Below are 26533 nucleotides of genomic sequence, written 5' to 3'. Positions count from 1 at the left end.
CATACACCTTGGGCAAGAGGTTTAATAGAAAGTAAAAGGAATAGACCTGCCTGGTTCTATTCAGGAAACTGTTCATGAAACAACCACTTTTTAGTTGACGGGTGAAATGGTTCTTTTGCCAACTATTTTTTATTTCTGGCTCTTCTGATATGTCTTCGGAGGTTGGAATCATGGCGCTGCCAATGGGTCTTATCAGTTGCAAACAGGAAAGCAATGGCATTGGAACATCCATCTTTTATGGATTATATGCTTACCTTTCCTATAAAACAGACAGAAAAAGCACCATCTTCGCTATAGGCAGTTTTTCTGTATTTCACCTCACTTTTTGAAGAGCGTCTTTATGTTTTTTAATGAAATAGCCCATTTTCATACTTATGCAAGCATCTTCAAAAAATGAACAGCTTTCTTAAAGAATTGTACAAATTTTGTGACAAAGTTTTTTGGGGGGAAAGAATACAGGTTTTCATAAACGGAGAGAAAGAAAAAGGTCCTTAAGAGTTTGGCTCTTAAGGACCTATCTCGATTTATTCATTGATATGAAAAAATTGAGGAAGTTTTTCTTTTTCCAACAACGGACCGACGAAGAATGAACCGAATTCGCCGTAGCGGGCGCTTACTTCATCAAAACGCATTTCATAGACCAATTTTTTAAATTGGAGAACATCGTCGGCAAATAAGGTAACTCCCCATTCGTAATCGTCAAAACCGACAGAACCGGAAATAATTTGTTTGACTTTGCCGGCATATTTACGTCCGATTAATCCGTGGCTTCTCATCAATTCACGGCGTTCTTCCATTGGAAGCATATACCAGTTGTCGTTTCCTTGCCGGCGTTTGTCCATTGGATAAAAGCAAATGTATTTCGATTTTGGCAGAATGGGATAAAGCCGAGAACGCACATATGGATTTTCATATGGATCTTCATCGGAATCAGAAGGGAGATAGTTGCTTAGCTCCACGACGGATACATATGAGTAGCTCGGGATCGTAAACTCCGCGATTGTTAGTTTATTAAATTCATTTTCCAGCTCGTTCAATTCTTCCATTGTTGGGCGCAATGTCATAAGCATTATATCGGCTTTTTGCCCCACGATGGAGTAGAGCGCATGGCTGCCTTTTTGTTCAGCTTGTGTTTTTTCTAATTTTTCTAAGAAACGGTTAAGTTCAGCCAGAGCTAATTGACGTTCTTCGCTGGAAAGAGTTTTCCACAGGGCCCAATCGATGGTTCGAAAATCATGAAGGACGTACCAGCCGTCCAGTGTTTGCGCAGCTTCACTCAACGATATCAACTCCTATTCAAAATGCTTCAACTTTCTCTTTTTTTAATATACCATAGTTTGTCCCTATTCATCTGAAAAGAAACCTGTGCAGTTGTGGCTAATTCTTGAAGCTTCATTAGAAAGAGGGATTACAATGAGTAGACCTTTATTTTAGGCAGGCGAACAATCGCTTTCTATTCTTTCCATCCGTGAAATAGCGGTGATATAATAGGATCACGAAACGATGACTGAAGGAGAATTTTTTGATGAGTAATGCTTTGGCTCTATTACAACAGAAAGCGTGGAGGATTATCGACCAATCAAGTTTAGGGCCGATGTTTGACGCTTTGCAATCGTTTGCGGCTGATGATACGCTTTGCACTTCCGTTGGGGCAGGTGCTTCCCCTGCGACTGCAAGAGCGTGGGTTCACCATCAGACGGTAGTTCTTGGCACCCAAGATACAAAACTTCCTTTTCTTCAAGATGGTTTAAGAGTCTTAGAAAATGCGGGCTACCGCTATATTGTCCGAAACTCAGGCGGACTGGCTGTATTGCTTGATGAAGGAGTTTTAAATCTTTCTTTAATATTTCCGGATACGGAAAAAGGCATCGATATTGATAGAGGGTATGATGCCGTGTGGAAGCTGGTTCAATTAATGTTTCACGATTATCCTGAAGAAATCGAAGCGAGAGAAATCATAGGTTCTTACTGCCCCGGAAGCTATGATTTGAGCATTCGCGGAAAAAAGTTTGCCGGGATATCGCAAAGACGAATAAAAAATGGCGTTGCCGTCCAAATTTATATAGGCGTTACCGGAAGCGGGGCAAAACGAGCAGAGCTGATTCGAAAATTTTACCAAGCTGGGAAAAAAGACATTGTAACCAAGTGGGAGTACCCCGAAATTCGGCCGGAAGTGATGGCCTCCCTCGCTGAGTTAATCGACCCAGCTTTATCGATGACGAAAGTGATGACCCGATTTTTCACGGCATTAAAAACGGTCAGTGAAACCCTTTATATGAGCCAATTGGAAGGGGAAGAAATAGAGCTTTATCAGTACTACCTGAAGCGGGTAACGGAACGCAACGAAAAGCTCTTGGCTGCCTCCTGCTAATGCAAAAAAGATCCGTCCTCAACGCCAAAGCATCGGCGGAGGACAGATCTTTCTATAATCATTCAGCCACTTTTTCTAAATTTCCGTTTCGATCCATTTTAAAAGTAGTCGGAGCGGGTTCCTCGTCTTCAAACAAGACTAGTTTGCGGGCGCGGTTCATAATCTTTATTAAAGTTTCGTAGTCTTCTTGCATAATCATAGAATTTTTTTCTAGTTCTTTCACTTTCTTTTCCAATTCTTCTTTTTCTTGCTTTAAGGTCGCAATTTCCTGCTTCAATCTGGCATTCTCGCTTTTTAAAATATCTGCGTGGTAGTTGGAATGGGTCATGTTTTGCAAGAATGCAATGACTTTTTCCAGCGTGATTTCACCGCTTGGTGCGATAACAGCAGGCAATGCCGCTTCTTGTTCTCCGGTTTTTAGATTATCGTTTGCCACGGGCAGGGACATCGCTTCCACTTCCTCTATGGAAGGCACAGGCGGCTGATAAAGAAGTTTCTTTTTGCCTCCTTGGTCTTTGCCTAACAGCCTTTGCCGCTGTTTTCGCTGCTTTTTCGCAAGCTGAAGAGCTTTTTCATATTGATGGCGGACGACAGCGTTCCAGCGAAAGCCGCAAGCAGCAGACGTTCGGTTTAACTTGTCCCCAACTTCCTCAAAAGCGTTTAATTGAGTACTTCCTTCTCTTACATGACGCAGTACAGTTTCTGCTAAAAGCAGATCATTTTCTTCAGTCCAGGCATCCTGGCGTGTTTTCATGGTTCTCAACTCCCTTTTGTAAAAATGTTTTTTTTTCTTATTTACATCTTGGTCAATAACGAATAGTTTTATACATTTGCAAGAAAATATTTTGAGTAATAGTTTGATATGGAATTTTGGACGGCAAAAAAAAGGAGAGTAAATGACCGTTTCGGCGATAATCATCACTCTGCGGATTTTGGGAATGAAGGATTAATGGCAAAATTTTTCTTTGTTTTATTGGTGATCAAAAAGAAATCACCCTGCTAAGAAGCGGGCATTCATGAGACCGGGAAGATCAACCTTATCAACCTTCCAAAAGAACGAGGCTATTTCGAGTTCATTAAAAAATTCTGAGCAAGCAAAGCCGTTTTAAGAGAGAATGTATTCGTTCAACTTGGAGAAAGAAAACAAACTAATTTATCATGATTTTTTTACAAAAAATTAAGGATTGCACTTTTTAACATGAAAGAGTAAGATATATGTAAACGGTTACAGTTTTCGTAGAGGTGAAACAAATTGGTGACGATTAGAGACGTTGCGAGAGAGGCGGGTGTTTCTGTAGCAACGGTTTCCCGTGTTTTAAACAAGAGCGGTTATGTACAGGAGGATACAAAAAAATTAGTTCTGGAAATCATTCAAAAACTCAACTACAAACCAAATGTAGTGGCTAGATCTTTATACAAGCGGGAATCCAAACTAATCGGTCTTTTGCTTCCAGATATCACCAATCCTTTTTTTCCCGAATTAGCCCGTGGTGTGGAAGATGCTGTTCAAAATGAGGGATATCGTTTGATCGTTGGCAACAGCGATGAAGATATGGAAAAGGAGTTTCGTTATATTGAAACGTTTCTTCAAAATCATGTAATGGGCATCATTGCATCCACGATCCATTCAGATCGTTTTTTGAATTTAAAAATTCCTGTCGTGCTGCTCGATCGAACGACAGATCAATTTCCTTCTGTTTACTCCAATCATCAGCAAGGAGGGAGATTGGCAGCTAGAACATTATTGGAACGCGGGAGCAGAGAGATTACGGTGTTAAGAGGACCGCAGCATATACGTCCTGCACAAGAACGTTTTCTAGCCGCTCTTGACGTTTTAAGCCAATCCAGTGCTTGCTTCTACGTCATGGATACGTCCTTTACTTTTAATGGAGCAAAAGCCCGTGCAAAGGAAGTTTTTCAAAAGTATCCTAAAACAGACGGAATATTGGCATGTAATGATGTGGTGGCAACCGCTGTCCTTCATGAGGCGTTGAGAATCGGCAAAAGAATACCGGAAGATCTGCAAATAATCGGATACGATGATGTCCCCATTAGTGAACTAGTTTTTCCGCCCTTAACCACCATTCATCAACCAGCCTATAAAATGGGCGAAGAAGCAGCCAAGCTTTTGTTGGCCATTTTAAGAAAAGAAAAATGTATGGATACTCAGATAAAACTGCCCGTAAAATTAATAGAAAGAGAAACGACAAGAAAGGTGGAGTCTTAATGGTTAAAATAGTGGTAGTCGGAAGTTCGTCCATGGATTTAGTGGTCACTTCACCAAGAAGACCAGAAGCAGGAGAAACCATTATTGGTACTTCTTTTAAAACCGTGCCGGGCGGTAAAGGAGCAAACCAGGCCGTGGCAGCGGCAAGACTTGGCGCCGAAGTGACATTGATTGGTTGTGTCGGTGATGATCATTATGGAAGTTTGATCGTCGATAATTTACAAAAAAATGGTGTTTCAACCGATTTTGTGAAACCGGTTACAGGTGTGGAGTCAGGCACAGCCCACATTACTTTGGCGGATGGAAACAACAGCATTATTGTCGTAAAAGGGGCGAATGATTTCATTACTCCAGACTATGTAGAGAAAGCCTTAGAGTCCATCGAGAAAGCGGATGTAGTGTTGATTCAACAAGAAATTCCGGAAGAAACAGTAGAATATGTGGCAGACGTTTGTGCTTCGAATGAAGTGAAGCTTGTCTTAAATCCGGCGCCTGCCAGAAAAATTAATCCAGAAGTGATATCAAAAGCAACGTTTTTAACGCCAAACGAACATGAATATCAAGTTTTATTTGACGGGAAAGAACGATCTGAGATGCTTGCCGCTTTACCGAATAAATTAATCATTACGGAAGGAGAGCATGGGGTGCGTTATCATAACGGAACAGAGGAAGTCGTCATTCCGTCTTACAAAGTCGATGTGGTCGATACGACAGGAGCCGGGGACACGTTTAATGCCGCATTTGCAGTCGCTTTGGCAGAAAGAAAATCGATAACAGAAAGCTTGCGATTTGCGAATTGCGCTGCTTCCCTATCGGTTACCAAGTTTGGAGCACAAGGTGGAATGCCGACGCGGGAAGAAGTGGAAAGGGTGGTTGCAAAATGAAACGACATGGAATCGTGAACAGTTCTATTGCAAAAGTCCTTGCGGATCTCGGCCATACCGATTGGATCGTCATCGGTGATTTAGGCCTTCCGGTGCCAAAAGATATTCCTAAAATTGATTTAGCTATAAAAATCGGAACTCCTACCTTTCAAGAGGTTGTGAAGGTCATACATGATGATATGGTCGTCGAAAAAGTCATTGCAGCTGAAGAAATCAAAACGAATAATCCCGCTCAGCTTCAATTTTTAGAATCTGAATTTAGCGGAATGGTGGATTTTATCTCCCATGAACAATTGAAACAGTTCATGAAACAAGCAAAAGCGGTCATCCGAACAGGAGAAACAACTCCTTATTCCAACTGTATATTGCAAGCAGGCGTCATTTTTTCAACAGGAAAGGAGTGAAAAAAGTGCGGATTGAAATGAAAAATATTCATAAATCATTTGGTGCTAATAAAGTACTTGATGGTGTTTATTTTACGCTAGAACCCGGCGAAGTACATGCACTGATGGGGGAAAACGGAGCCGGAAAATCAACATTAATGAACATCTTGACAGGTCTTCATAAAAAAGATAACGGCAAGATTGTCATCGATGGAAAAGAAACAGATTTTCAAAGTCCAAAAGAGGCAGAAGATGCCGGAATCATGTTTATTCACCAAGAATTAAATATTTGGCCGGAAATGACCGTGCTAGAAAACTTGTTTATTGGGAAAGAAGTAACGAATAAACTCGGAATTTTAAATACGAAAAAAATGAAAGCGTTAGCAAAAGATATTTTTAAACGCCTTGGGATGACTCTTCCCTTGGAACAAGAAGCGGGTCTTTGTTCTGTTGGAGAACAACAGATGATCGAGATTGCCAAAGCCTTGATGACCGATGCCAAAGTGATCATAATGGATGAACCTACCTCTGCTTTAACAGACAGGGAAATTCAAAGACTTTTTCAGTTGATGGAATCTTTGAAAAAAGACGGCGTATCGATTGTGTACATTTCTCACCGTATGGAGGAAATTTTTACGATTTGCGACCGCATTACCATTATGCGCGACGGGAAAACCGTCCATACTTCCCCGATAAAAGAAACGAACTTTGATGAAGTAGTGAAAAAAATGGTGGGGCGTGAACTAAAAGATCGTTTTCCGGAGAGACGACCTAAACCGGGGAAGATCGTGTTTGAAGTCAAAAATTTAACAAGAAAAGGCTACTTCGAAAACATTCATTTTTCGCTTCGTTCAGGGGAAATTTTGGGTATTTCCGGTTTGATGGGTGCGGGCCGCACAGAGATCATGCGCAGCCTATTCGGCATCGATCCGCTGGATGAAGGGGAAATATTCATAGACGGCCAAAAAGTAACGATTAAAAATCCATATGATGCTGTGCGAAAACATATGGCTTTTGCAACGGAAAACCGAAAAGAGGAAGGATTAATTTTAGACTTTTCGATTAGAGAAAACATTTCCCTTCCTAACTTATTTAGCTTGGCACCTAAAGGAATCGTTCAAAGTGAAGAAGAGGAAAAGTTCGTCGACATGATGAGCAAGCGTTTAAAAATTAAAACATCTTCAATAGAAGAAGCTGCAGGAAATTTATCAGGCGGTAATCAACAAAAAGTGGTCATTGCGAAATGGATTGGCATTGGCCCGAAAGTTTTAATTTTGGACGAACCGACAAGAGGAATTGATGTTGGCGCCAAACGTGAAATTTACCAGCTCATGAATGAATTAACCGATCGTGGAATGGGGATTATTATGATTTCCTCGGAACTTCCTGAAATATTAGGGATGAGCGACCGCATTCTAGTCATTCATGAAGGGAAAATCGCAGGTGAACTTCAAGGAAAAGAAGCTGACCAAGAAACGATTATGACGTTAGCGACTGGAGGAAAATTACATGAACACACAAACAACTAAACGCCCATTGTCGCAAGTGTTCTCAAAATTGGGTCCGTTGATTGCACTTGTTCTATTGTTCGTAGTTGTAGCCATTTTAAATCCATCTTTTCTAGCACCATTAAATATACTCAATCTACTGCGACAAGTATCTATTAATGCATTAATTGCTTTTGGAATGACGTTTGTGATTTTGACCGGTGGAATTGACTTATCGGTTGGATCGATGTTAGCGCTTTCCAGTGCTTTAATGGCGGGAATGATTGTATCAGGCATGGATCCTATTCTGGCTATCATCGTTAGTGTTTTACTCGGTACGCTCATGGGGATGTTTAATGGATTGCTTATTACGAAAGGAAAAATGGCGCCCTTTATTGCCACTTTAGCAACGATGACGATTTACCGAGGATTTACGCTCGTTTACACAGACGGCAACCCTATCACAGGATTAGGGAACCATTACACCTTTCAATTATTTGGGCAAGGATACTTTCTGGGAATCCCTGTTCCTGCGATTACGATGATCATTACCTTCGCCATTTTATGGTTTGTTCTTCATAAGACGTCATTCGGTCGCAAAACATATGCCATTGGCGGTAATGAAAAAGCGGCCCTTATTTCTGGTATTCAAGTCAATCGTGTAAAATGGATGATTTATGGATTAGCAGGTATGATGTCTGCTTTGGCCGGTGCGATTTTAACGTCTCGATTAAATTCAGCAGAGCCGACAGCGGGAACGGCTTATGAAATGGATGCGATCGCCGCTGTTGTTTTAGGTGGAACCAGTTTATCCGGGGGAAGAGGTAGAATTTTTGGAACTTTAATTGGAGCACTCATAATTGGAACATTAAACAACGGGTTAAACTTATTGGGTGTTTCCTCCTTTTACCAACAAGTTGTAAAAGGTGTCGTCATATTAATAGCGGTTTTAATTGATCGGAGAAAAGCATAAGGAAACAATCTTTTGAAAACCTATCAAGTTTTGAAAATAACATCGTAATTGAAGGAGAAAATCAAAATGAAAAAATTAGCAGGCATAATGATGATGTGTATCGTTCTCTTGTTAAGCGCATGTTCACTTGAGCCTCCTAATTGGGCCAAACCAGCCAAAAAAGACCATTTAAAAGACATGAAAATTGGCGTCAGTATTTCCACTTTAAATAACCCATTCTTTGTCACGTTAAAAAATGGCATTTTAAAAGAAGCCAAGAAAAAAGGAATGGATGTCATAGTCGTAGATGCCCAAAATGATTCCACCAAACAAGTCAATAATATCGAAGATTTAATTCAACAAGGCGTTGACGTTTTACTCATTAACCCAACGGACTCAGCAGCCATTTCGACTGCTGTGAAATCGGCTAATAAAATGGGGATACCCGTTATTACGATCGACCGTTCAGCTGACGAGGGAAATGTCGCAACATTTGTAGCTTCTGATAATATAAAAGGCGGAAAAATGGCAGCAAACTATATCATCGATCAAGTAGGGGAAAAGGCAAAAGTGGTTGAACTTGAAGGTCAGCCAGGTGCTTCTGCTACACGTGAACGCGGTGCAGGATTCCATAGTATTGCAGATAAAAAACTGGATATTGTCGCGCGGCAAGCTGCCGATTTCGACCGATCCAAAGGCTTAAATGTAATGGAAAATATTTTACAATCTCAAAAAAATATTCAGGCGGTATTTGCGCATAATGATGAAATGGCATTAGGCGCTATCGAGGCGATCAAAAGTTCAGGCCGTGATATTGTAGTCATTGGATTTGATGGAAATGACGATGCAATCAAAGCCATCAAAAAAGGGAAATTATCTGCTACCGTGGCTCAACAGCCGGAACTGATTGGTCAAAAGTCCGTACAGGCAGCCATTGATGTTTTACAAGGAAAGAAAGTAGAAAAGAAAATTGCTGTACCGTTAAAGCTCGTTACAAAAGAGAACGTATCAAAAATGAAATAAATATTTGCTTTTCAGGTCCCCATATAAATGGGGATTTTTTTATTGTTGACGATGCCGACAGCCGGGGAACAGGACGATAAAACGAATTCTTAAAGCAAATACGATTTTTTATGGATGAAAAAGAGAAAGCACGTTCATTTCAGACAAAGGAGCCCGGTATGTTTTTCGAGAGGGAATCAAAGTCCTTTTCATATGTCTATCATCCCGTCTCCCATTCGCAGAACATGATAAGAAATCACGATTTTTCCAACGAGACAGGCTGCCCGTTGAACTTGCAAACTGCTAAATTAAGGGGTAAAATACCGATAGCTTTAAGAGACAAAACAGAAGGGATTGTATGGAATGGCAAACGAATTTCGTGTTTGCGATGACTGTCAGGCTGTCAATTTGAAAACGTTGCTGCCTAAGCTAAAAGCCTTGGATCCCGATGCAGAGATTAAAATCGGCTGCCAATCCTACTGCGGTCCAGGCCGCAAAAAAACGTTCACCTTTGTGAATAACCGCCCGGTTGCAGCATTAACGGAAGATGAATTGATAGAAAAAGTAAAGAAAAGACTAAAATAGATGAAACGTGTCACCTCATTCCAAACGGAAAAGGTGATTTTTCATTATCTGGGATGGAAGACGGGGGATTCGCAAAAGTCTGTTTGCTGATACAATAGAAATAGGTTGGAAGATGGAAGAGAATTCCTTGCGTTTCGTTCAAATGATGTGGGTGTTGGCATAAGAAAAGCTTTTGATGCAAACATCCTGATGTCCCGCGATAGGACATTTTGTATATAAAAGGATCTTTGCAAAGTCTTTTCGTTTTTTTTAGGATTGAGCATTTTGCATATTTTTTGACCCAAGAGCCATAAGGATTTCAAAGACATAAAAAAGGACTTCACCCCTAAAATGTAGAATTTTTGAAGTGACGAAACAACAAAAAATTCAAAAGGAGGAAGTCACTTTGTATATTCTACAAGAAAGCCTATTTTCCTTTGAAGAACTGCAAAAATTAGAGTCAAAAGAGAAATTACCTATCTTTTTTAGCTCGCTTGATTTACGCCCTTATGCTAAACAGTTGAGAAGTTCTTCACCCCGAGGGGCTGACGGTCATTCCAGAGAAGGGATTCTAAGGGCTCTCATCGCTGCCCCACTCGAAGGCATCGACACCTTTACCGCCCTTCATCATCGATTGGATAAAGACCTTCGTTTCCGTTATCAATGCGGTTTATCGATTGATCGCCCCGCACCGTCTATCTCCACTCTCAGCCGGGTTTTTGCGGCACTTACCAAAAAAAAGCTGGCTGAAAAGATCTTCCTTGACTTGGTACAGTTAGCTCAGGAGGAAGGAATAATTGACGGCAGCCACCAGGCCATCGACAGTGCCGCCATTGATGCCTATGAAAAGAAACAGCCCAAAAAGCGTAGTGAACAAACGGGTAATGCCAATTGGGGCGCAAAATATGATTCCTTCGGCAATAAAATTACCTGGTTTGGCTATAAGATGCATCTTTCAGTCGATACCGCAAGCGAACTGCCAATGGCCATAAAAGTAACCCCTGCCCATGTGAACGATGGAGAAGTCGCACCAGAATTAATAGAGCAAGTGGCAGAGCGTACCAAATCCAAAATTGAATTTCTGATCATGGATGGCGGATATGACCAACTAAAAAACTATGAATCAGCCAAAAACATTGGAGCGCAAGCCATTATCCCGCTCAATTTGCGCAACGAAAAAGAGCCTCCTGAAGGGATTTCTTCCAATGGAACTCCGCGTTGTTCCATGGGTTATGAAATGACTTATTGGGGAGCTGATAAGGACCAGCTCAAGTTCAGATGTCCTCACGCAACCGGCAAAGTGGATTGCCCATTAGGAATGGCAGCCTGTTCATCTTCCAACTATGGAATGGTGGTAAAAGTCGACATCAAAAAGGATGTGCGCCGATATTCCAATCCGCACCGTGATACAAAACGTTGGAAAGAGCTTTACAACGAGAGGACAAGTGTAGAACGCTGTAATTCAAGAATGAAAAGCTACCTTACGGCGAACTCCCTACATGTATGGGGAATTGAGAAAGTAAAGAGCCATATTTACCTGAACGCTATTGTATTACTTGTTTCAGCGCTAGCGATGGCAAAGGAAAATAAAGGGAAGAAAGCCGCTTAAAAAAATTCAATGTGAAAAATTCTGCAGGTATGCCCAAAAACAGGATTATTGTAATATTTTGTAAAATAACATGCTGGTAGCTATTTGTCGAGTGCTTTATTTTTTATACTTTTATCCAAAAAATCTAATTTTGCAAAATGCTCAGGATTATAAAGGATGTTTCCATTTTTGGTTGCAGGACAACTAGTGCTGCTCCCGTTTATCCAATGAACGGATCATACGTCATTGTTCAATCCGCTTTTATTTCACCATATTTTATTTGAAAGGAGGAAGTACAGGAGTGTTTTGCCATTGCACAACACTCATTCCTCCCCCTGCTTTTACGGAGCTTTATCCTGGCTATTATGGAACAGTGGGGGTCTTCTGTGCGTAGTGAGATGGACTATTCCAAAAAAAAGTTAGATGAAGAAAAAGTGTTTAAAGACCCGGTTCATCGGTATATTCACGTAAGAGACCAAATGATTTGGGATTTGATCGGAACGAAAGAATTTCAAAGACTGCGGAGGGTTCGCCAGCTTGGTACAACGTTTTTGACATTTCACGGCGGAGAACACAGCCGTTTCAGCCATTCACTTGGTGTTTATGAAATCGTCCGCAGAATTGTCGATGATGTGTTTGATGGTCGACCTGAGTGGAATAAAGAAGAACGTCTACTTTCGCTTTGCGCCGCCTTGCTCCATGATGTCGGACATGGACCTTTTTCTCATTCGTTTGAAAAAGTCTTTGATTTGGATCATGAACAATTTACGAGAGAAATCATTCTCGGCGATACGGAAATCCATCAAGTCCTCTCAAGAGGGGGAAGTGATTTTCCTGAAAAAGTGGCGGAAGTGATAGCCAAAACATACCATAATAAGTTGGTTATCAGTTTGATTTCCAGTCAGATTGATGCTGATCGTATGGATTATTTGCAAAGAGATGCGTATTTTACCGGCGTCAGCTACGGTCATTTTGACATGGAGCGGATATTGCGGGTTATGCGGCCTCGGGAAGATCAAGTGGTTTTTAAATACAGCGGCATGCATGCGGTAGAAGATTACATAATGAGCCGGTATCAAATGTATTGGCAAATTTATTTTCATCCTGTGACTCGAAGTGCGGAAGTAGTGTTGACGAAAATTCTTCACCGCGCAAAAGAACTGTATCGAAATGGTTATTCTTTTAAACAGGATCCCGTTCACTTCTATTCTTTGTTTCAAGGCAATATTACCCTTGAAGATTATTTGAAGCTGGATGAATCCATTATCCTTTATTATTTCCAAATATGGCAGGAAGAGGAAGATCCAATTTTAAAGGATCTCGCCAATCGCTTTGTCAACAGGAATCTTTTCAAATATATCGAGTTTGATCCGGCTAAAGAATATAAGAAATACAGTGAATTAGAGTCGTTGTTTCGAAAGGCCGGAATCAATCCGGATTATTACTTGGTGTTGGATTCGTCATCAGATCTTCCTTACGATTTTTATCGCCCAGGTGAAGAAGAGGAACGTTTGCCCATTCATTTGCTGATGAGGAACGGGGAATTAAGAGAACTGTCAAGAGAATCGGATATTGTGGACGCGATATCCGGAAAGAGGAGGACGGATCATAAACTCTATTATCCTGCCGACTTCCTCAAAGATGACCGTTCAAAACCGTCGATCAAACGAAAAATTCGCGAGATACTGGACATTTAAATGGTAAGTAAGGAATTTTGGAGTAGGAGATGACCACGTTGTTAAAAGAACATGTCAAATTGATGAGTGCCTTTTCCGCCTGTGGGGAAATTATCGGACGAAAAAAATTGCAAAAAATGATTTACATTGCCAAAAAAATATCCTTTCCTTTTCAAGAAAAGTTTCAGTTCCATTTTTATGGACCCTATTCAGAAGAGCTGACGTTGAGAGTGGAAGAACTATGCAATATGGGATTTGTTCATGAAGAAAAGGAAAAGAAAGGCGGCTATTACCAATATCGCTATACCGTTACAAAAGAAGGAATGGATTTTTTAAAGCTTTATGAAGAGGAGATACCTAAATTAAAAGAATGCGTGCTCCATATGAATGAGCAAAGCGCCCGATTTCTGGAGCTGGTATCTACCGTTTTGTATTTCGATCATTTGTCCGAGGAAGAAGTAAAGGAGAAAATTTTTACCTTAAAAAAGAAGCAAAACTATACGGAAGAAGAAATTGAAAAAGCGTACCAGTATATTGAAGAATTAAAAGGAATCGCCAAGCCCCATTGAGGCTTGGCTTTCCGGGATCAGTTTTCATCGCTCAGGCGTTTGCCGGCGACGGCATAATGGTTTTTGGACATTTCTTCAATAAAAACAGTCACTTTTTCTTTCGGAGCTCCTGTCGTTTCTGAAACTGCTTCCGTGACTTTTTCCACCAGCGCTTTTTTCTGTTCATCTGTACGACCTTCCAGCATTTTTACGGTTACATACGGCATTATGTATCACTCTCCTTTATACTTTCTTATCTCAGATTTTATGCTTTTCTTTTGGAAACAGCAAGGAAAGAACAATCTGTGATAAAATTTTCAAAGTTTTAGTATAAGATGATGATAAAGGAATGTTTTTCAAAAGGAAGGAAAACAAAAGGTGCACGTTGAATAGGGGAAGCATCCGTCATTTTTCCTAATAGTTTGGCTGTCTAAAAACAACATCAATTAAAGGAGTCGATAGTTTGGATCGTTTTTTTGCTTATTCGTTTCAGGAACTTCCGTTTGTCATTATCTCTTTAGTGGTGGCTTTTACGGTGCATGAATTTGCACATGCTGCTGTTGCTTATAAATTCGGTGATTCTACGGCCAAAGATGAAGGAAGATTAACATTAAACCCGGTATCGCACTTGGACCCGATCGGAACGTTGTTTCTTTTGATTGCTGGTTTCGGCTGGGCGCGTCCCGTACCTGTCAACCGCAGCCGCTTTCATAACCCGAGGCTGGCCGGTGTTCTCGTATCGATTGCCGGGCCTTTGAGCAATTTTTTGATTGCGTTTCTCTCTTATGTGATCATGTTTTTTCTCATCCGTTCCGGAAGTGGTTCCGCATTGCCACAGTTTTTCGTGGATTTATTAAATATGATGTTGTGGCTGAATCTTGTTCTTTTTGTCTTTAATTTGCTGCCGTTTCCGCCACTGGATGGATATCGCATTATTGAAGATCTTGTAACACCGTCTTTTCGGGTCAAAATGAGCCAGTATGAGCAATATGGGGCGCTGATCTTTTTAATTTTAGTCATTACTCCGCTTGACCGTTATACGATTCATCCCCTCTTCAATATGGTTGTGCCGGCGATTTTGCAAGGGTTTAGTTCGTTGTTTTCTCCGTTTTTTTAAGATGGGCGAATAACAAGTACATAGTCGTTGCTAATTGTAGATGCCATTGCAAGGCTATGGCTTGATTGCCGCTATTATGTTCGTTGACTGAAAAAGGGTGGTTATGGAATGAGGAAAATTTATGAATATCTGTCCATCGAAGAGAAAAAAGAAGCAGTTGAAACATTGAGAGAAGATCTTAGAAAACTAAAAAAAGAAATCGATCAAAATCAAGATTCTTTTTCTAGTTTCATCCTTGAAATATTGTATAGTACACGGGATAAATGGAATTTAGAAATGGAAGAATTAGAAGCTGAAATAAAAAATAAAAATAATGAATGATCTTGAAAGATGATGATTCGATGGAGAAGGCATGGTTGACAAGTCACAGCTTGGATGGCGCAGCCGCTTGATTCAACTGTAAATTCAAAATGAAAAAAAATCTCTGTTTGGATATGGAAAGCGTTTGCGATATATTGAGAATAAAATCTTGTTCAAGGAGAGGTTGGATACATGGAGAAAAAGAAAAATATCGGGTTTCATATTATCAAAAATGATCCACTGGATGGCCATAGAGGATTCGGAAAAGGAGCGGTAAGCCTAGACAATGTTTCACCGGTCATCATTGACGTGGAGGCGGGTGAAGCGTTTGTCGATTTAGGCGCCATGCATGCGCGCAGTGAAGTAGAGAAGAGAATCAAATTTACTCCTCATAAGGAAGAAGTGCCGGATGGGAAACCGTACTGGATCGTTTGGGTGACCGTCCAGCAAGGAGAAGAAGGACCTTATTATTACGGGGCGACCGCTTGCGAAATGACCGTCAATCAAGAAACAAGAAGAGGCTACAAATCTTTGCCTGAACATGTGAACCGATTGGATAAATCGTTAAAGGGACATTTTATATTGGATCATATGGATGCCAAATCCAAAAAAGTGTTAAAAGACTTTTTGGAAAGCCATGATAAAGGCATGTGGGAGCGATCCAGCGAACAATTGAAAAATGGCTTGCAATAATTTTGTGTGGAACGACGATTATTATATAAATCTAAGATAGTTGTTAGAAAAAACAAGGATGTTCGAACCGTTTGCCACTAAGAATAATGAAGACACGAAAAAACCCGGTAGACAGATTCCGGGCTTTTTCTGTTGGCAGGCCGTTTGGTTACAAGCCAAACAACCTTTGAAACCAATTTTTTTCTTCTTTCTTTTTGGTTGGATTTGAATGATCTTTTTTCTTCAAGTGTTCCGTACAATATTCGGTCGGCTCGGTTCCGGCAACAAAATAAGTCTTTACGGAAACGGGGCAGTCTTTGGTTGCCAGTTTTCCGTTCAGCGGATTGATGGCGACCGCTTTCACTCCTTTTGGTGGTTTGAATGATTTCTTAGGCTGCCCTTTTAACGATTTTTCCATAAAAGCGGCCCAAATTTTTTTCGCGAGTTTCTTGTCCTCTGTTAATGTTATTTCTTTTCCGTTATCGTATCCCGTCCATATCCCTGTTGTCAGCTGAGGGGAGAAGCCGATCATCCAATGATCGGCGGAAGTCGAGCCTGATTTGCCGGCATAAGGTCTTGTCAGATCTTTCAGCATTGATGCTCCTGTGACCGTTGCGTAGCCGTTTAATTTTTTATCAAACATGCCCGTCATCATATGGGTCATCACAAAAGCGAGACGTTTATCCAATATTTGCTTTTGCAAAGGGTGATTATCATAAATCACATTTCCGTGGGCATCTTCTACTCTTTTGATAAAAACGGGCTCGATTTGTTTCCCTCCGTTGGCAAACATCGAGTAGGCGTTCACCATTTCGATTAATTTGACCCCGGAAGTCCCAAGTGCCAAAGAAGGAACATTTTCCAACGGGGTTGTAATCCCGAATTTTTTGGCCGTTTCGATCAATGTTTTCGGTTTAAGAAAAATATTGGTTTTGACGGCGTAAATATTGTCCGATACAGCTAAAGCTTGTGCCATCGTAATTTCACGGTTGGCATACTGGTCGTTAAAATTATGCGGTGTGTAGGTGTTTTGACCATGGTTGTAATGAAAAACAGTATATTCGCTTCTTAACGTTGTGGCAGGCGTAAAGCCGTGCTCCAAAGCAGCATAGTAGAGAAAGGGCTTCATAGTGGATCCCGGCTGCCGGATGGCTTGCACAGCACGATTGAAAGGGCTTTGTTCATAATCGCGCCCTCCGACAAGCGCGGTGACGTAGCCGGTTTTCGGTTCCATTGCCACGAGCCCTACCTGTATTTGAGAGTTTGGAGAGATTTGATTTTGGATTACTTTTTCTGCCAGTTTTTGTTGTTTTAAATTTAAGGTTGTATAGACTCGAAGCCCGCCGAATTCAATCGTTCGATCGTCCAAGCCCAAATCCGTTTTCAGCTTTTGTTTGACGACATCTTGAAAATAAGGGGCTATATTGGTTTTCGGATCCGTTTGTTTTCCGACAATCGTTAGTTTCTCTTTTTCTGCCTGCTGGCGTTGTTTGGCAGTAATATAGCCGTCTTTCTCCATTTTGCGCAAAATTAATAATTGACGTTCTTTCGCTTTTTGAAAAGAAATAAGCGGCGAGTAGATGCTGGGGCCTTTAGGAATGCCGGCCAGCATACTGGCTTCCGCGAGAGAAAGGTCTTTCGCATCTTTATTGAAATAAAATTTGCTGGCTGCTTCAATCCCATATGCGCCGTGGCCATAATAAATGGTGTTCACATATCCTTCTAAAATCTGTTTTTTTGTGTAATTCATTTCCAAGCGGATCGTATAAAATGCTTCCAACAATTTTCGGTTCCACGTTTTGTCGTGATGAAGAAATAAATTGCGGGCATACTGCTGGGAAATGGTGCTGGCTCCCTGAACTTTGGACATCGCTTTTACATCAGCCAAAGCGGCTCCGGCAATTCTTTTTAAATCAAATCCATGATGTTCGTAAAACTTTTGATCCTCTATCGAAACGGTGGCATCGAGGAGGTAAGGAGAAATGTCCTCTATTTTCACCCAATATCGTTTTTCTCCGCGGTTGGATTCTCCTATTAACGTTCCGTCGTCCGCATACAGAAGAGTAGATTGAGGAACTGACAGCGGCGGAGGTCCTAAAAGTTTTGCATAGGAGAATATGGCGAGAACTCCGGCCGAAAATAATATCAATAAAAGCAGGGAAATAAAGAAGAAAGCTCGAAAGTATTTCACGGTTTTACTGGATCTTGAATTTGTGATAATTTCCATATTTTCACCCCGCTTGTATATAAAAGCAGTTTTCTCTCATTTTTTAGTATGAAAAAAAAGTCAGCTTTTTAAACATCGGCAGGTGAAAGGAGCGGCATAGGCAGAAAAAAACTCTTGAAATTTTGGCAGTTTCCAATATACTGATTGACATGTTTGGTTTTTTCTTTTAGGATTTATTGTTTTTCCACTCTTTTAATCAGAAAACTCCCATCTTGTAAATTTGATAAGAATGGGGAATTCTAATAAGCTAAACGATGGATAAAATCTATCGTTTCATGAGAAAAATGGCTGAAAAAGTTTAGAACAAATTTAAAATGAAAGGAAGCAGGTTAATGGCTGGACTTTGGTTTACTGAAAAGCAGACGGAAAACTTTGGGATTACGATGAAGGTCAAACGGACTTTACATACAGAGAAAACGGACTTCCAATACTTGGAAATGGTTGAAACGGAAGAGTGGGGAAACATGCTTCTTCTCGACGGAATGGTGATGACCACTCAACGAGACGAATTTGTGTATCATGAAATGGTGGCGCATGTTCCGTTGTTTACTCATCCAAACCCGGAAAACGTTCTGGTCGTGGGTGGAGGAGACGGCGGTGTAATCCGCGAAGTACTCAAGCATCCGAATGTGAAAAAAGCGACTTTAGTCGATATCGATGGCAAGGTCATTGAGTATTCCAAGAAATACTTGCCGGAGATTGCATCCGGGTTGGAAGATGAACGAGTGGAAGTAAAAGTCGACGACGGTTTTATGCATATCGCACAAAGTGAAAATGAATACGATGTCATCATGGTTGATTCAACGGAACCGGTTGGACCGGCAGTCAATTTATTTACAAAAGGCTTTTACGCCGGAATTTCCAAAGCGCTGAAAGAGGACGGTATTTTTGTCGCACAAACCGATAATCCTTGGTTCAAAGCCGATTTAATCCGCAAAGTTCAGAAGGACGTAAAGGAAATTTTCCCGATTACGAGATTATATCTTGCCAATATCCCGACGTATCCAAGTGGTTTATGGTCATTTACCATCGGTTCGAAAAAATATGACCCACTTGCGGTGCCTGATGAACAATTTCTTGATATTGAAACAAAATACTATACGAAAGAAATTCATAAAGCAGCATTTGTTTTGCCAAAATTTGTGCAAGATTTGACAAAATAAGAGGTGCCACAGGGAGGTCTTGAAACATGCGCTTTGACGAAGCTTACTCGGGAAATGTGTTTATTGGCAGCCATCCAAATTACGAGGAAAGTTCAGTCGTCATATACGGTATGCCGATGGATTGGACGGTCAGTTACCGGCCCGGTTCCAGGTTCGGGCCGGCCCGGATTCGGGAAGTGTCGATTGGACTTGAGGAATACAGCCCTTATTTGGACAGAGAACTAAAGGAAATCCGCTATTTTGACGCCGGCGATATCCCCCTTCCTTTCGGGAATGCAGAAAGAAGCTTAAAAATAATCGAAGAGTATATTGACCAATTGCTGGCAGACGGGAAATCTCCTCTGGGAATGGGGGGAGAGCATCTCGTGTCGTGGCCGGTCATTAAATCCGTCTATAAGCGCTATCCAAATTTGGCGGTGATTCATATGGATGCCCATACGGATTTGCGGACGGATTATGAAGGAGAGCCTTTATCCCATGCGACTCCGATTCGAAAAGTAGCTGAATTGATCGGTCCTGAGAATGTATTTTCGTTTGGCATACGCTCCGGAATGAAAGAAGAATTTCAATGGGCGAAAGAAAATGGTATGTACATTGCCAAATTTGAAGTTCTTGAACCTTTAAAAGAGATTTTGCCACGATTAAAAGGCCGGCCGGTTTATGTGACGATTGATATCGATGTGCTGGATCCGGCCCACGCTCCGGGAACCGGAACGGTAGATTGCGGTGGGATTACTTCAAAAGAATTGCTCGCATCCATTTTGGAAATCAGCCGTTCCGAAGTTCAAGTGGTGGGAGCCGACCTTGTCGAGGTGGCGCCAGTGTACGACCATTCTGAGCAAACGGCTAATACAGCCAGCAAATTGATTCGCGAAATGCTGTTGGGCTGGTTTTAATCATCATTTTGGCTTATATATAAAAGGATCTGCTCAAGACGGCTGGGAGAAGGACAACTTTCCGGCTAAGCCGTTTTCGGGCAGGTCTTTTTTTTATAAAATTTGATTCCGTTAAGCAAGCTTTTAGTTAGAAAAGATGTGGAAAAATTTTTTAAAGACTCCTCCCTACATTGCCTTTTGAAGAAATCCCTCTTATAATGATAAAGTTATAGTGAACGAAAAACGGAACGGTTTTTTTAGTTTGATTGAACAGGAATGAAAACATTGGGCACGGCACCGAAAAAGTGAAAACGAGTCATTGCACTTTCCAGAATATTGTCCCAAGCGGGTTAAAAGGTGCCTCTCAACATGACCGTTGACATTGATTTAAAGATGCAAATAAATGGAATGAGTCTTTTTGAAAGGGATGTGGAGGGTTTGGCGGATTCGATCGACCAAAAAAGAACAGTCAAAATTCATCTGTCTACAGTGATTACGAACGATGAGGAAAAGGAAGAATTTGAACTGGTTTTATTTGGGGAATACTTTGAAAAAGGCGGATCCGTTTACTTAAAATATACGGAAGTCCAAGAAGAAGGGACCGTTAGAACGATTGTAAAGATGTCAGGTGAAGAAGCCGTCATTTTAAGAAATGGAGCGGTAAAATCCAGGCTTGTTTTCGATAAAAATCACCCGATGAGCGGTTCTTACGACAGCCCTTATGGTACACTGTTATTAAATACGATCACCCGGAACATGGATCGATATACATACAGCGAGAAGCCGTTGAACGGCCGTTTGGCTTTGACATACGATTTATTTATGCAAGGAAAGTTCCTCGGAATATATTCCTTGACCATCACGTTTGAGGAGGTAAAGAATGTATGAATATCGTAGGAAAGATTCAGGAACAGTTGAAATCGGAAATTAAAGCGGCTGTGTTAAAAGCGGGGCTGGCAGCGGAGGAAGAGTTGCCGGCTATTGTGTTAGAAACTCCAAAAGATAAAGCGCACGGCGACTATTCGACCAATATTGCGATGCAGTTGGCTCGAATCGCGAAAAAGCCGCCTCGCCAAATTGCGGATGAAATTAAGAATCAATTCGATCGTTCCCAGGCATCGGTAAAAGAAATCGAAATTGCCGGACCGGGTTTTATTAATTTTTTTATGGATCATCATTATTTAACAAAGTTGATTCCGGCCATTTTAGAGGCGAAAGACCGCTACGGCGAGTCCAACGCGGGAGCTGGACAAAAAATTCAAGTGGAATTTGTATCGGCTAACCCAACAGGCGATTTACATCTTGGACATGCTCGCGGGGCGGCAGTCGGCGATTCATTGTGCAACGTAATGGAAAAAGCCGGTTATGAAGTGACGCGCGAGTATTATATTAATGATGCCGGAAACCAAATCCATAATCTTGCCCTTTCCGTGGAGGCTCGTTATTTTCAGGCGCTCGGAAAAGATAAAGATTTGCCGGAAGACGGCTATTATGGAGAAGATATCGTCCAGATCGGGAAACGTTTAGCAGAAGAGTTCGGGGATCGATATCTTCATGTAGACGAGCAAGAACGCTATCAATTTTTCAGAGAATACGGCTTGAAATATGAAATGGAAAAACTGAAAAAAGATTTAGAAAACTTCCGTGTATCTTTCGATGTTTGGTATTCGGAAACATCTCTTTATAAAAATGGAAAAATCGATGAAGCGTTGGAAGTGTTGCGCAAAAGCGGCTACACATATGAAAAAGACGGTGCTCTTTGGTTTCGCTCTACCGCTTTTGGCGATGACAAAGATCGTGTACTCATTAAAAGCGACGGTTCTTACACATATTTAACACCGGATATCGCGTATCACCGCGATAAATTCGAACGCGGGTTTGATAAAGTGATCAATATTTGGGGAGCGGACCACCACGGCTATATTCCGAGAATGAAGGCAGCGATCTCGGCGCTTGGCTTTAATGCAGAGAATCTGGAAGTAGAAATTATACAGCTTGTTCATTTATACAAAAACGGCGAGAAGATGAAAATGAGCAAACGTACCGGAAAAGCGGTCACGATGCGTGAACTGATTGAAGAAGTGGGTCTGGATGCGGTTCGTTACTTTTTTGCGATGAGAAGCGGGGACACTCATATGGATTTTGATTTGGATCTTGCCGTTTCTCAGTCTAATGAAAACCCGGTTTATTATGCACAATACGCTCATGCGCGCATTTGCAGCATTTTGCGGCAAGCGGAAGAACAGCAAATTTCTATTGATGATCAAGTAGATTTATCGTTGCTTGGAACGGAAAAAGAAATTGATTTATTGAAAAAACTAGGAGATTTTCCACTAGTTATCGCTGACGCAGCAGAAAAGCGGACACCACACCGGGTAGCTAATTACATTCAAGAGTTGGCTTCTGCTTTCCACAGCTTTTACAATGCCAATAAAGTTTTGGATCAAGATCATCTTTCTTTATCCAAGGCTCGACTTTCTTTAGTAAAAGCCGTTCAAATAACGCTTAAAAATGCATTAAGCTTGATCGGTGTTTCTGCACCGGAAAAAATGTAAGAAAAAACCGATTCAAGAACATTTTTTGCTTTTTCATTCGGCTTGCCCATTCCTCGAGGCGTTTTTTCGGAAGAAACAGATTTCGTCCAAAAAACGGGCCAAAACTGGAGGAATAGAGGGAGCCTTTCATGCAATAGGGGGGGATCCCCCTTTTTTCATGGAAAGAAGAAGCTGAACACCTCATTTTATAGCAAAGGAAGCAGCGTTTTAGCCAATATGGCCTTTGCATAGGTTGCCGGATCCAATTTTTTGGCTTCTTTATACGTCATGATTTTCGATTGACGTATATCTTCTTGAATCTCTTTCATGATCACGTTTTGGATAAAAGAAGGGTTGTAAATAAAGCAGTCGCACTCAAAATTCAGGCTGACGCTTCTTTGGTCAAAGTTCGCCGTTCCGATAATGGCTTTCTCATGATCGATGATGATCGCTTTTGCGTGGTAGAAACCGGCTTGAAATTGGTAAACGTTTGCTCCTGCTTTCAATATTTGTTGAAGAAAAGGATAGGCGGCTTCCCGAACAAGCGGATGGTCTTTTTTACAAGGGATGATAACGGAGACATGGACGCCTCGTTTGAGAGCTTTTAATAAAGCATCTAAAAGGCGTTTCGTTGGAATAAAGTAAGGGCTGCCGATCAATATAGACTTTTTTGCTTTCAACAGCTCATTTTCTAATTGTTCATCAAGGCCGACTCCGTCCGAAAAGGTAAATTGATGCATGATTCCGCCATTTCCTGCATTTGGAACAGACGAGTCTGCAGGTTCCGTATTTTTTTCACCAGCCGCTTGCCAATCCATCCTAAATTCTTTTAGGAGATCTGAGACGCCAGGGCCTGTCAAGCGAAGATGGTAGTCGCGCCAGGGGGATAAACGCAGCTTTCTCCCGATGTATTCGCCGCCGATATTAAAGCCGCCGATATAAGCAATTTTTTGATCAATGATGGTGATTTTGCGGTGGTTCCGCTGCTGAAAAGTAAAAAAGAAAAAAGGAGGTTTCGGGCGGTTAGAAAAAGCAAACTGAACGCCATTGGCTTTTAACTGTTTGATCCTTTTTCTTTTTAAACCGAAGCTTCCGACCCAATCGCATAGAAGACGGACTTGTATTCCTTCTTTCGCTTTTTGCTCTAAAAGCTTTAAAAAATGTTCGCTAAGGGCGTCGTTTTTTACGATATAAAAGAGGATATCAATAGAACTGGTCGAATCGTTTATATCTTTAAACAAACGTTTGAAAAAATCCTGTCCATCCGTAATGAATTCAAGATCTCCTGTCTGTATGGGATAATTTCGCAGCGCGACGCGTTTTCTAAACCATTTTTTTCCGAAGTAAAAATCGATGGTCAACCAAATAATGAGAACGATAACCAATCCAACAGCCCACATCCATATCATAAAGCCATCCCCTTTCCAAATGTCGTTATCTTTTAGTCTGTCCCATTCCTAGCCATTTTACGTGCGAGAATGAAAGGATCTTGTTGCTTCAAGAAGCATTTAGCCTGTTATTGAAGATAAAATTCCAGGAATGAAAGCCTCGATCCGCTGTCCGTTTTTGGTTGATTGAAAAAGTTTGTTCGAGAAAAAGATTGACTGAACATTCATTCATTATATAATAGAAATAAGTAAATTCAGAAAATTATATATTTTTACTCTAATATAATTGAAAAGAAGAGCTGTTCAAAGATAGGGGAAGGGAGTGCTGAAGAAGTTATGAATGGATTATTATGGGTAAATTTGATTGCGGCCATTCTTGTCACTGCTTACGCTGTGTATTTGTTTGCCTATGTGGTCAAAACGCGAATAGAATACATCAAACTGGGAAAAAAAACAGAGTTTGACCACCGTGTTAAAGAGCGTTTGAACAAGATTTGGGTCTATGTTTTCGGCCAGCAAAAATTATTGAAAGACAAGAAAAGCGGAATATACCATGTGATTTTTTTCTACGGATTTATTCTTGTGCAGTTTGGGGCGGTCGATTTTATTTGGAAAGGAATTGCCCCGGGGTCCCATTTGCCGCTTGGTCCGGTGTATCCAGGTTTTACTTTTTTTCAGGAAATCGTCAGTTTGCTGATTTTATTTGCGGTAGGTTGGGCGTTTTATCGCCGATATATTGAAAAGCTTGTTCGTTTAAAACGAAATTTTAAAGCGGGACTCGTACTTCTCTTTATTGGATCGCTCATGATATCCGTATTGGCGGGTAACGGCATGGACATCATTTGGCACGAACCATCCATTAGCTGGACTTGGAACGAGCCGGTAGCTTCCGCCATAGCGGTGGCTCTAATGGGGATCAGCAAGACCGCTGCTGTCACCGTATTTTATATTTTCTGGTGGATTCACTTGCTCGTTCTGCTGACATTCCTTGTTTATGTGCCTCAATCTAAACATGCTCACTTGATCGCCGGTCCCGTAAATGTGTATTTAAATCGGCTGGACCATAAAGGAAAACTCCACCCTATCAATTTTGAAGATGAATCTCAACAATCGTTCGGGGTCGGCAAAATTGAAGATTTTACACAACTTCAGCTTGTTGATCTTTATGCTTGCGTGGAATGCGGAAGATGCACAAATATGTGTCCGGCGACAGGGACAGGAAAAATGTTGTCACCGATGGATTTGATCGTCAAACTTCGTGATCATTTAACGAATTACGGAGCCTCGGTCACCTCCAAACAGCCTTGGGTGCCGGCGTTCGCTTTTCAAAATACGAAAGGAAATCAGCTTGCTTTGGCCGCGAAAAACGAAGGGTCCATAGAAGCCGCAGCCGCTGTAGACTATAACCCATCTTTAATAGGCGATGTCATCACGGAAGAAGAAATTTGGGCATGCACCACTTGCCGCAATTGTGAAGACCAATGCCCGGTGATGAATGAGCATGTCGACAAGATTATTGATTTGCGCCGCTATCTTGTTTTAACAGAAGGGAAAGTGGCGCCTGATGCCCAAAGAGTTATGCAGAACATAGAAAGGCAAGGGAATCCGTGGGGATTAAACAGAAAAGATAGAGAAAATTGGCGGGATGCTCAAGAAGATGTTCATGTTCCGACTGTAAAAGAAATGAAGAAAGCGGGAGAGGAATTCGAGTATTTATTCTGGGTTGGATCGATGGGTTCATTTGACAACCGCAGCCAAAAAATTGCTTTGTCTTTTGCAAAATTGCTAAATGAAGCGGGCGTTAAGTTTGCCATTCTCGGAAATAAAGAAAAAAATTCCGGCGATACACCACGCCGCCTTGGAAATGAATTTTTATTCCAAGAGCTGGCTCAACAAAATATCGCGGAATTTGAAAAGATTGGAGTGCGGAAAATCGTCACTATTGACCCGCACGCTTACAATGTATTCAAAAATGAGTATCCGGATTTTGGATTCAAAGCGGAAGTCTATCATCACACTGAACTTCTGGCCAAGCTGGTAAAGGAAGGGAAACTCCGGCCGAAATATGAAGTGAATGAAACGATCACATTCCATGATTCTTGTTATTTGGGCCGTTACAATGATGTTTTTGACCCGCCGCGGGATATTTTGAAGTCCATTAAAGGGGTAAAATTGGTGGAAATGGAGCGCAATCGTGAAACAGGAATGTGTTGCGGGGCAGGCGGAGGATTGATGTGGACAGAAGAAGACACAGGTCAACGTATCAACGTGGCTCGCACTGAACAAGCGTTAGCTGTCCGGCCGACAGTGATTAGTTCAGGATGTCCCTATTGTTTGACGATGTTGTCTGATGGTACAAAGGCTAAAGAAGTGGAAGAGACAGTGGCTACACTGGATATTGCTGAAATTCTGGAAAGAGCAGTGTTTGGTCCGAAAGAAGCAGAAATGTCAATTTCATCTTGATCAAAAGCCAATATAATGCATTAAATTTTGAATTTTCAAAAATATATTTACCTTTCATCCGAATTTCATTTAAAATAAAGAAAAGATGATAAGGGGCACTTGTCCCTTTCTC

At 41.3% G+C, this 26533-nt stretch carries 24 protein-coding genes; 19 read left to right on the top strand and 5 right to left on the bottom strand.

Features of this window, described 5'->3' with window-relative positions; all coding sequences use genetic code 11:
- Positions 1-524 precede the first annotated feature (524 nt).
- A complete protein-coding gene (hemQ, locus tag N1I87_RS17095) occupies positions 525-1280 on the bottom strand; it encodes a hydrogen peroxide-dependent heme synthase (protein ID WP_003354335.1) in 756 nt (251 codons plus the stop codon).
- Positions 1281-1525: 245 nt separating this feature from the next.
- Here hemQ and N1I87_RS17090 point away from each other — a divergent pair, with 245 nt between their 5' ends.
- Entirely contained in the window at positions 1526-2371 is an 846-nt protein-coding gene (locus N1I87_RS17090; protein ID WP_270583621.1) for a lipoate--protein ligase family protein, read from the top strand.
- 58 nt (positions 2372-2429) lie between these two features.
- Here the strand turns inward: N1I87_RS17090 and N1I87_RS17085 are convergent, their stop codons facing one another.
- Positions 2430-3125, bottom strand: a complete 696-nt coding sequence (locus N1I87_RS17085; RefSeq protein ID WP_048624273.1) for an RsfA family transcriptional regulator — start codon at positions 3123-3125, stop codon at positions 2430-2432.
- A gap of 498 nt (positions 3126-3623) precedes the next feature.
- Here N1I87_RS17085 and N1I87_RS17080 point away from each other — a divergent pair, with 498 nt between their 5' ends.
- From N1I87_RS17080 to N1I87_RS17035, 10 genes are all read left to right on the top strand, one after another.
- A complete protein-coding gene (locus tag N1I87_RS17080; protein WP_341103066.1) occupies positions 3624-4598 on the top strand; it encodes a LacI family DNA-binding transcriptional regulator in 975 nt (324 codons plus the stop codon).
- A complete protein-coding gene (gene rbsK / locus N1I87_RS17075; protein ID WP_341103063.1) occupies positions 4598-5482 on the top strand; it encodes a ribokinase in 885 nt (294 codons plus the stop codon). Before N1I87_RS17080 ends, rbsK begins: the two co-directional genes overlap by 1 nt.
- A complete protein-coding gene (rbsD, locus tag N1I87_RS17070) occupies positions 5479-5886 on the top strand; it encodes a D-ribose pyranase (RefSeq protein WP_341103060.1) in 408 nt (135 codons plus the stop codon). The genes rbsK and rbsD overlap by 4 nt, the downstream gene beginning before the upstream one ends.
- A gap of 5 nt (positions 5887-5891) precedes the next feature.
- Complete coding sequence (locus tag N1I87_RS17065) at positions 5892-7394, top strand: sugar ABC transporter ATP-binding protein (protein ID WP_341103059.1); 1503 nt, start codon at positions 5892-5894, stop codon at positions 7392-7394.
- Positions 7375-8325 (top strand): ABC transporter permease, encoded by a 951-nt coding sequence (locus N1I87_RS17060; RefSeq protein WP_270583626.1) that lies wholly within the window; start codon positions 7375-7377, stop codon positions 8323-8325. The genes N1I87_RS17065 and N1I87_RS17060 overlap by 20 nt, the downstream gene beginning before the upstream one ends.
- 66 nt (positions 8326-8391) lie before the next feature.
- On the top strand, positions 8392-9327 hold the full coding sequence (rbsB, locus tag N1I87_RS17055; RefSeq protein WP_341103057.1) for a ribose ABC transporter substrate-binding protein RbsB: 936 nt from the start codon (positions 8392-8394) through the stop codon (positions 9325-9327).
- A 342-nt stretch (positions 9328-9669) separates the two neighbouring features.
- Positions 9670-9891 carry a DUF1450 domain-containing protein gene (locus tag N1I87_RS17050; protein ID WP_003353397.1) on the top strand — a complete coding sequence of 74 codons (222 nt, stop codon included), beginning with the start codon at positions 9670-9672 and terminating at the stop codon, positions 9889-9891.
- Positions 9892-10276: 385 nt separating this feature from the next.
- Positions 10277-11479, top strand: a complete 1203-nt coding sequence (locus N1I87_RS17045) for a transposase (protein WP_096550413.1) — start codon at positions 10277-10279, stop codon at positions 11477-11479.
- Positions 11480-11856: 377 nt separating this feature from the next.
- On the top strand, positions 11857-13155 hold the full coding sequence (locus tag N1I87_RS17040) for an HD domain-containing protein (protein WP_327796734.1): 1299 nt from the start codon (positions 11857-11859) through the stop codon (positions 13153-13155).
- A 38-nt stretch (positions 13156-13193) separates the two neighbouring features.
- On the top strand, positions 13194-13703 hold the full coding sequence (locus tag N1I87_RS17035) for a YwgA family protein (RefSeq protein ID WP_327804612.1): 510 nt from the start codon (positions 13194-13196) through the stop codon (positions 13701-13703).
- A 17-nt stretch (positions 13704-13720) separates the two neighbouring features.
- Here N1I87_RS17035 and N1I87_RS17030 read toward each other — a convergent pair whose 3' ends face one another.
- Positions 13721-13909 carry a 2-hydroxymuconate tautomerase gene (locus N1I87_RS17030; protein WP_003353394.1) on the bottom strand — a complete coding sequence of 63 codons (189 nt, stop codon included), beginning with the start codon at positions 13907-13909 and terminating at the stop codon, positions 13721-13723.
- A 236-nt stretch (positions 13910-14145) separates the two neighbouring features.
- On the opposite strand from N1I87_RS17030, the gene N1I87_RS17025 reads away from it, so the two are divergent.
- The 3 genes from N1I87_RS17025 (at position 14146) to N1I87_RS17015 (ending at position 15792) form a co-directional block, all read left to right on the top strand.
- The gene (locus N1I87_RS17025) at positions 14146-14799 is read left to right on the top strand and encodes a site-2 protease family protein (protein ID WP_270583628.1); all 654 of its coding nucleotides are present in this window, start codon (positions 14146-14148) and stop codon (positions 14797-14799) included.
- A 108-nt stretch (positions 14800-14907) separates the two neighbouring features.
- The gene (locus tag N1I87_RS17020; RefSeq protein WP_341103054.1) at positions 14908-15120 is read left to right on the top strand and encodes a hypothetical protein; all 213 of its coding nucleotides are present in this window, start codon (positions 14908-14910) and stop codon (positions 15118-15120) included.
- A gap of 171 nt (positions 15121-15291) precedes the next feature.
- Positions 15292-15792, top strand: coding sequence for a YwhD family protein (locus N1I87_RS17015; protein ID WP_003353390.1), 501 nt, complete (start codon positions 15292-15294; stop codon positions 15790-15792).
- Between the two features lie 148 nt (positions 15793-15940).
- On the opposite strand, the gene N1I87_RS17010 is transcribed toward N1I87_RS17015, so the two are convergent.
- Positions 15941-17998: a transglycosylase domain-containing protein gene (locus N1I87_RS17010; RefSeq protein ID WP_341103053.1), complete on the bottom strand. Its 2058-nt coding sequence runs from the start codon at positions 17996-17998 to the stop codon at positions 15941-15943.
- 332 nt (positions 17999-18330) lie between these two features.
- Here N1I87_RS17010 and speE point away from each other — a divergent pair, with 332 nt between their 5' ends.
- The 4 genes from speE (at position 18331) to argS (ending at position 22591) form a co-directional block, all read left to right on the top strand.
- Positions 18331-19161, top strand: a complete 831-nt coding sequence (gene speE / locus N1I87_RS17005; RefSeq protein WP_003353388.1) for a spermidine synthase — start codon at positions 18331-18333, stop codon at positions 19159-19161.
- 26 nt (positions 19162-19187) lie between these two features.
- Entirely contained in the window at positions 19188-20057 is an 870-nt protein-coding gene (speB, locus tag N1I87_RS17000; RefSeq protein ID WP_003353387.1) for an agmatinase, read from the top strand.
- Positions 20058-20405: 348 nt separating this feature from the next.
- Positions 20406-20924, top strand: coding sequence for a DUF1934 domain-containing protein (locus N1I87_RS16995; RefSeq protein ID WP_341103051.1), 519 nt, complete (start codon positions 20406-20408; stop codon positions 20922-20924).
- The gene (gene argS / locus N1I87_RS16990; RefSeq protein WP_341103049.1) at positions 20921-22591 is read left to right on the top strand and encodes an arginine--tRNA ligase; all 1671 of its coding nucleotides are present in this window, start codon (positions 20921-20923) and stop codon (positions 22589-22591) included. Before N1I87_RS16995 ends, argS begins: the two co-directional genes overlap by 4 nt.
- Positions 22592-22776: 185 nt before the next feature.
- On the opposite strand, the gene cls is transcribed toward argS, so the two are convergent.
- A complete protein-coding gene (gene cls, locus N1I87_RS16985) occupies positions 22777-23979 on the bottom strand; it encodes a cardiolipin synthase (RefSeq protein ID WP_003353384.1) in 1203 nt (400 codons plus the stop codon).
- A gap of 315 nt (positions 23980-24294) precedes the next feature.
- On the opposite strand from cls, the gene N1I87_RS16980 reads away from it, so the two are divergent.
- A complete protein-coding gene (locus tag N1I87_RS16980) occupies positions 24295-26421 on the top strand; it encodes a (Fe-S)-binding protein (protein ID WP_341103046.1) in 2127 nt (708 codons plus the stop codon).
- The last annotated feature ends 112 nt before the right edge of the window (positions 26422-26533 follow it).

The sequence above is a fragment of the Bacillus sp. FSL W8-0102 genome, from assembly GCF_038007225.1.
GTDB lineage: Bacteria > Bacillota > Bacilli > Bacillales > DSM-4216 > Bacillus_O > Bacillus_O smithii.
Note: the sequence above shows the minus strand (reverse complement) of the source record. Positions and strands in the feature narration are given on the sequence as shown.

Excerpts from the sequence above, each read along its gene's own strand:
- N1I87_RS17090 (WP_270583621.1), top strand. The coding sequence starts at position 1,526 with ATGAGTAATGCTTTGGCTCTATTACAACAGAAAGCGTGGAGGATTATC.
- N1I87_RS17085 (WP_048624273.1), bottom strand. The coding sequence starts at position 3,125 with ATGAAAACACGCCAGGATGCCTGGACTGAAGAAAATGATCTGCTTTTA.
- rbsK (WP_341103063.1), top strand. The coding sequence starts at position 4,598 with ATGGTTAAAATAGTGGTAGTCGGAAGTTCGTCCATGGATTTAGTGGTC.
- rbsD (WP_341103060.1), top strand. The coding sequence starts at position 5,479 with ATGAAACGACATGGAATCGTGAACAGTTCTATTGCAAAAGTCCTTGCG.
- N1I87_RS17060 (WP_270583626.1), top strand. The coding sequence starts at position 7,375 with ATGAACACACAAACAACTAAACGCCCATTGTCGCAAGTGTTCTCAAAA.
- rbsB (WP_341103057.1), top strand. The coding sequence starts at position 8,392 with ATGAAAAAATTAGCAGGCATAATGATGATGTGTATCGTTCTCTTGTTA.
- N1I87_RS17050 (WP_003353397.1), top strand. The coding sequence starts at position 9,670 with ATGGCAAACGAATTTCGTGTTTGCGATGACTGTCAGGCTGTCAATTTG.
- N1I87_RS17040 (WP_327796734.1), top strand. The coding sequence starts at position 11,857 with ATGGACTATTCCAAAAAAAAGTTAGATGAAGAAAAAGTGTTTAAAGAC.
- N1I87_RS17030 (WP_003353394.1), bottom strand. The coding sequence starts at position 13,909 with ATGCCGTATGTAACCGTAAAAATGCTGGAAGGTCGTACAGATGAACAG.
- N1I87_RS17020 (WP_341103054.1), top strand. The coding sequence starts at position 14,908 with ATGAGGAAAATTTATGAATATCTGTCCATCGAAGAGAAAAAAGAAGCA.
- N1I87_RS17015 (WP_003353390.1), top strand. The coding sequence starts at position 15,292 with ATGGAGAAAAAGAAAAATATCGGGTTTCATATTATCAAAAATGATCCA.
- N1I87_RS17010 (WP_341103053.1), bottom strand. The coding sequence starts at position 17,998 with ATGGAAATTATCACAAATTCAAGATCCAGTAAAACCGTGAAATACTTT.
- speE (WP_003353388.1), top strand. The coding sequence starts at position 18,331 with ATGGCTGGACTTTGGTTTACTGAAAAGCAGACGGAAAACTTTGGGATT.
- speB (WP_003353387.1), top strand. The coding sequence starts at position 19,188 with ATGCGCTTTGACGAAGCTTACTCGGGAAATGTGTTTATTGGCAGCCAT.
- N1I87_RS16995 (WP_341103051.1), top strand. The coding sequence starts at position 20,406 with ATGACCGTTGACATTGATTTAAAGATGCAAATAAATGGAATGAGTCTT.
- argS (WP_341103049.1), top strand. The coding sequence starts at position 20,921 with ATGAATATCGTAGGAAAGATTCAGGAACAGTTGAAATCGGAAATTAAA.
- cls (WP_003353384.1), bottom strand. The coding sequence starts at position 23,979 with ATGATATGGATGTGGGCTGTTGGATTGGTTATCGTTCTCATTATTTGG.
- N1I87_RS16980 (WP_341103046.1), top strand. The coding sequence starts at position 24,295 with ATGAATGGATTATTATGGGTAAATTTGATTGCGGCCATTCTTGTCACT.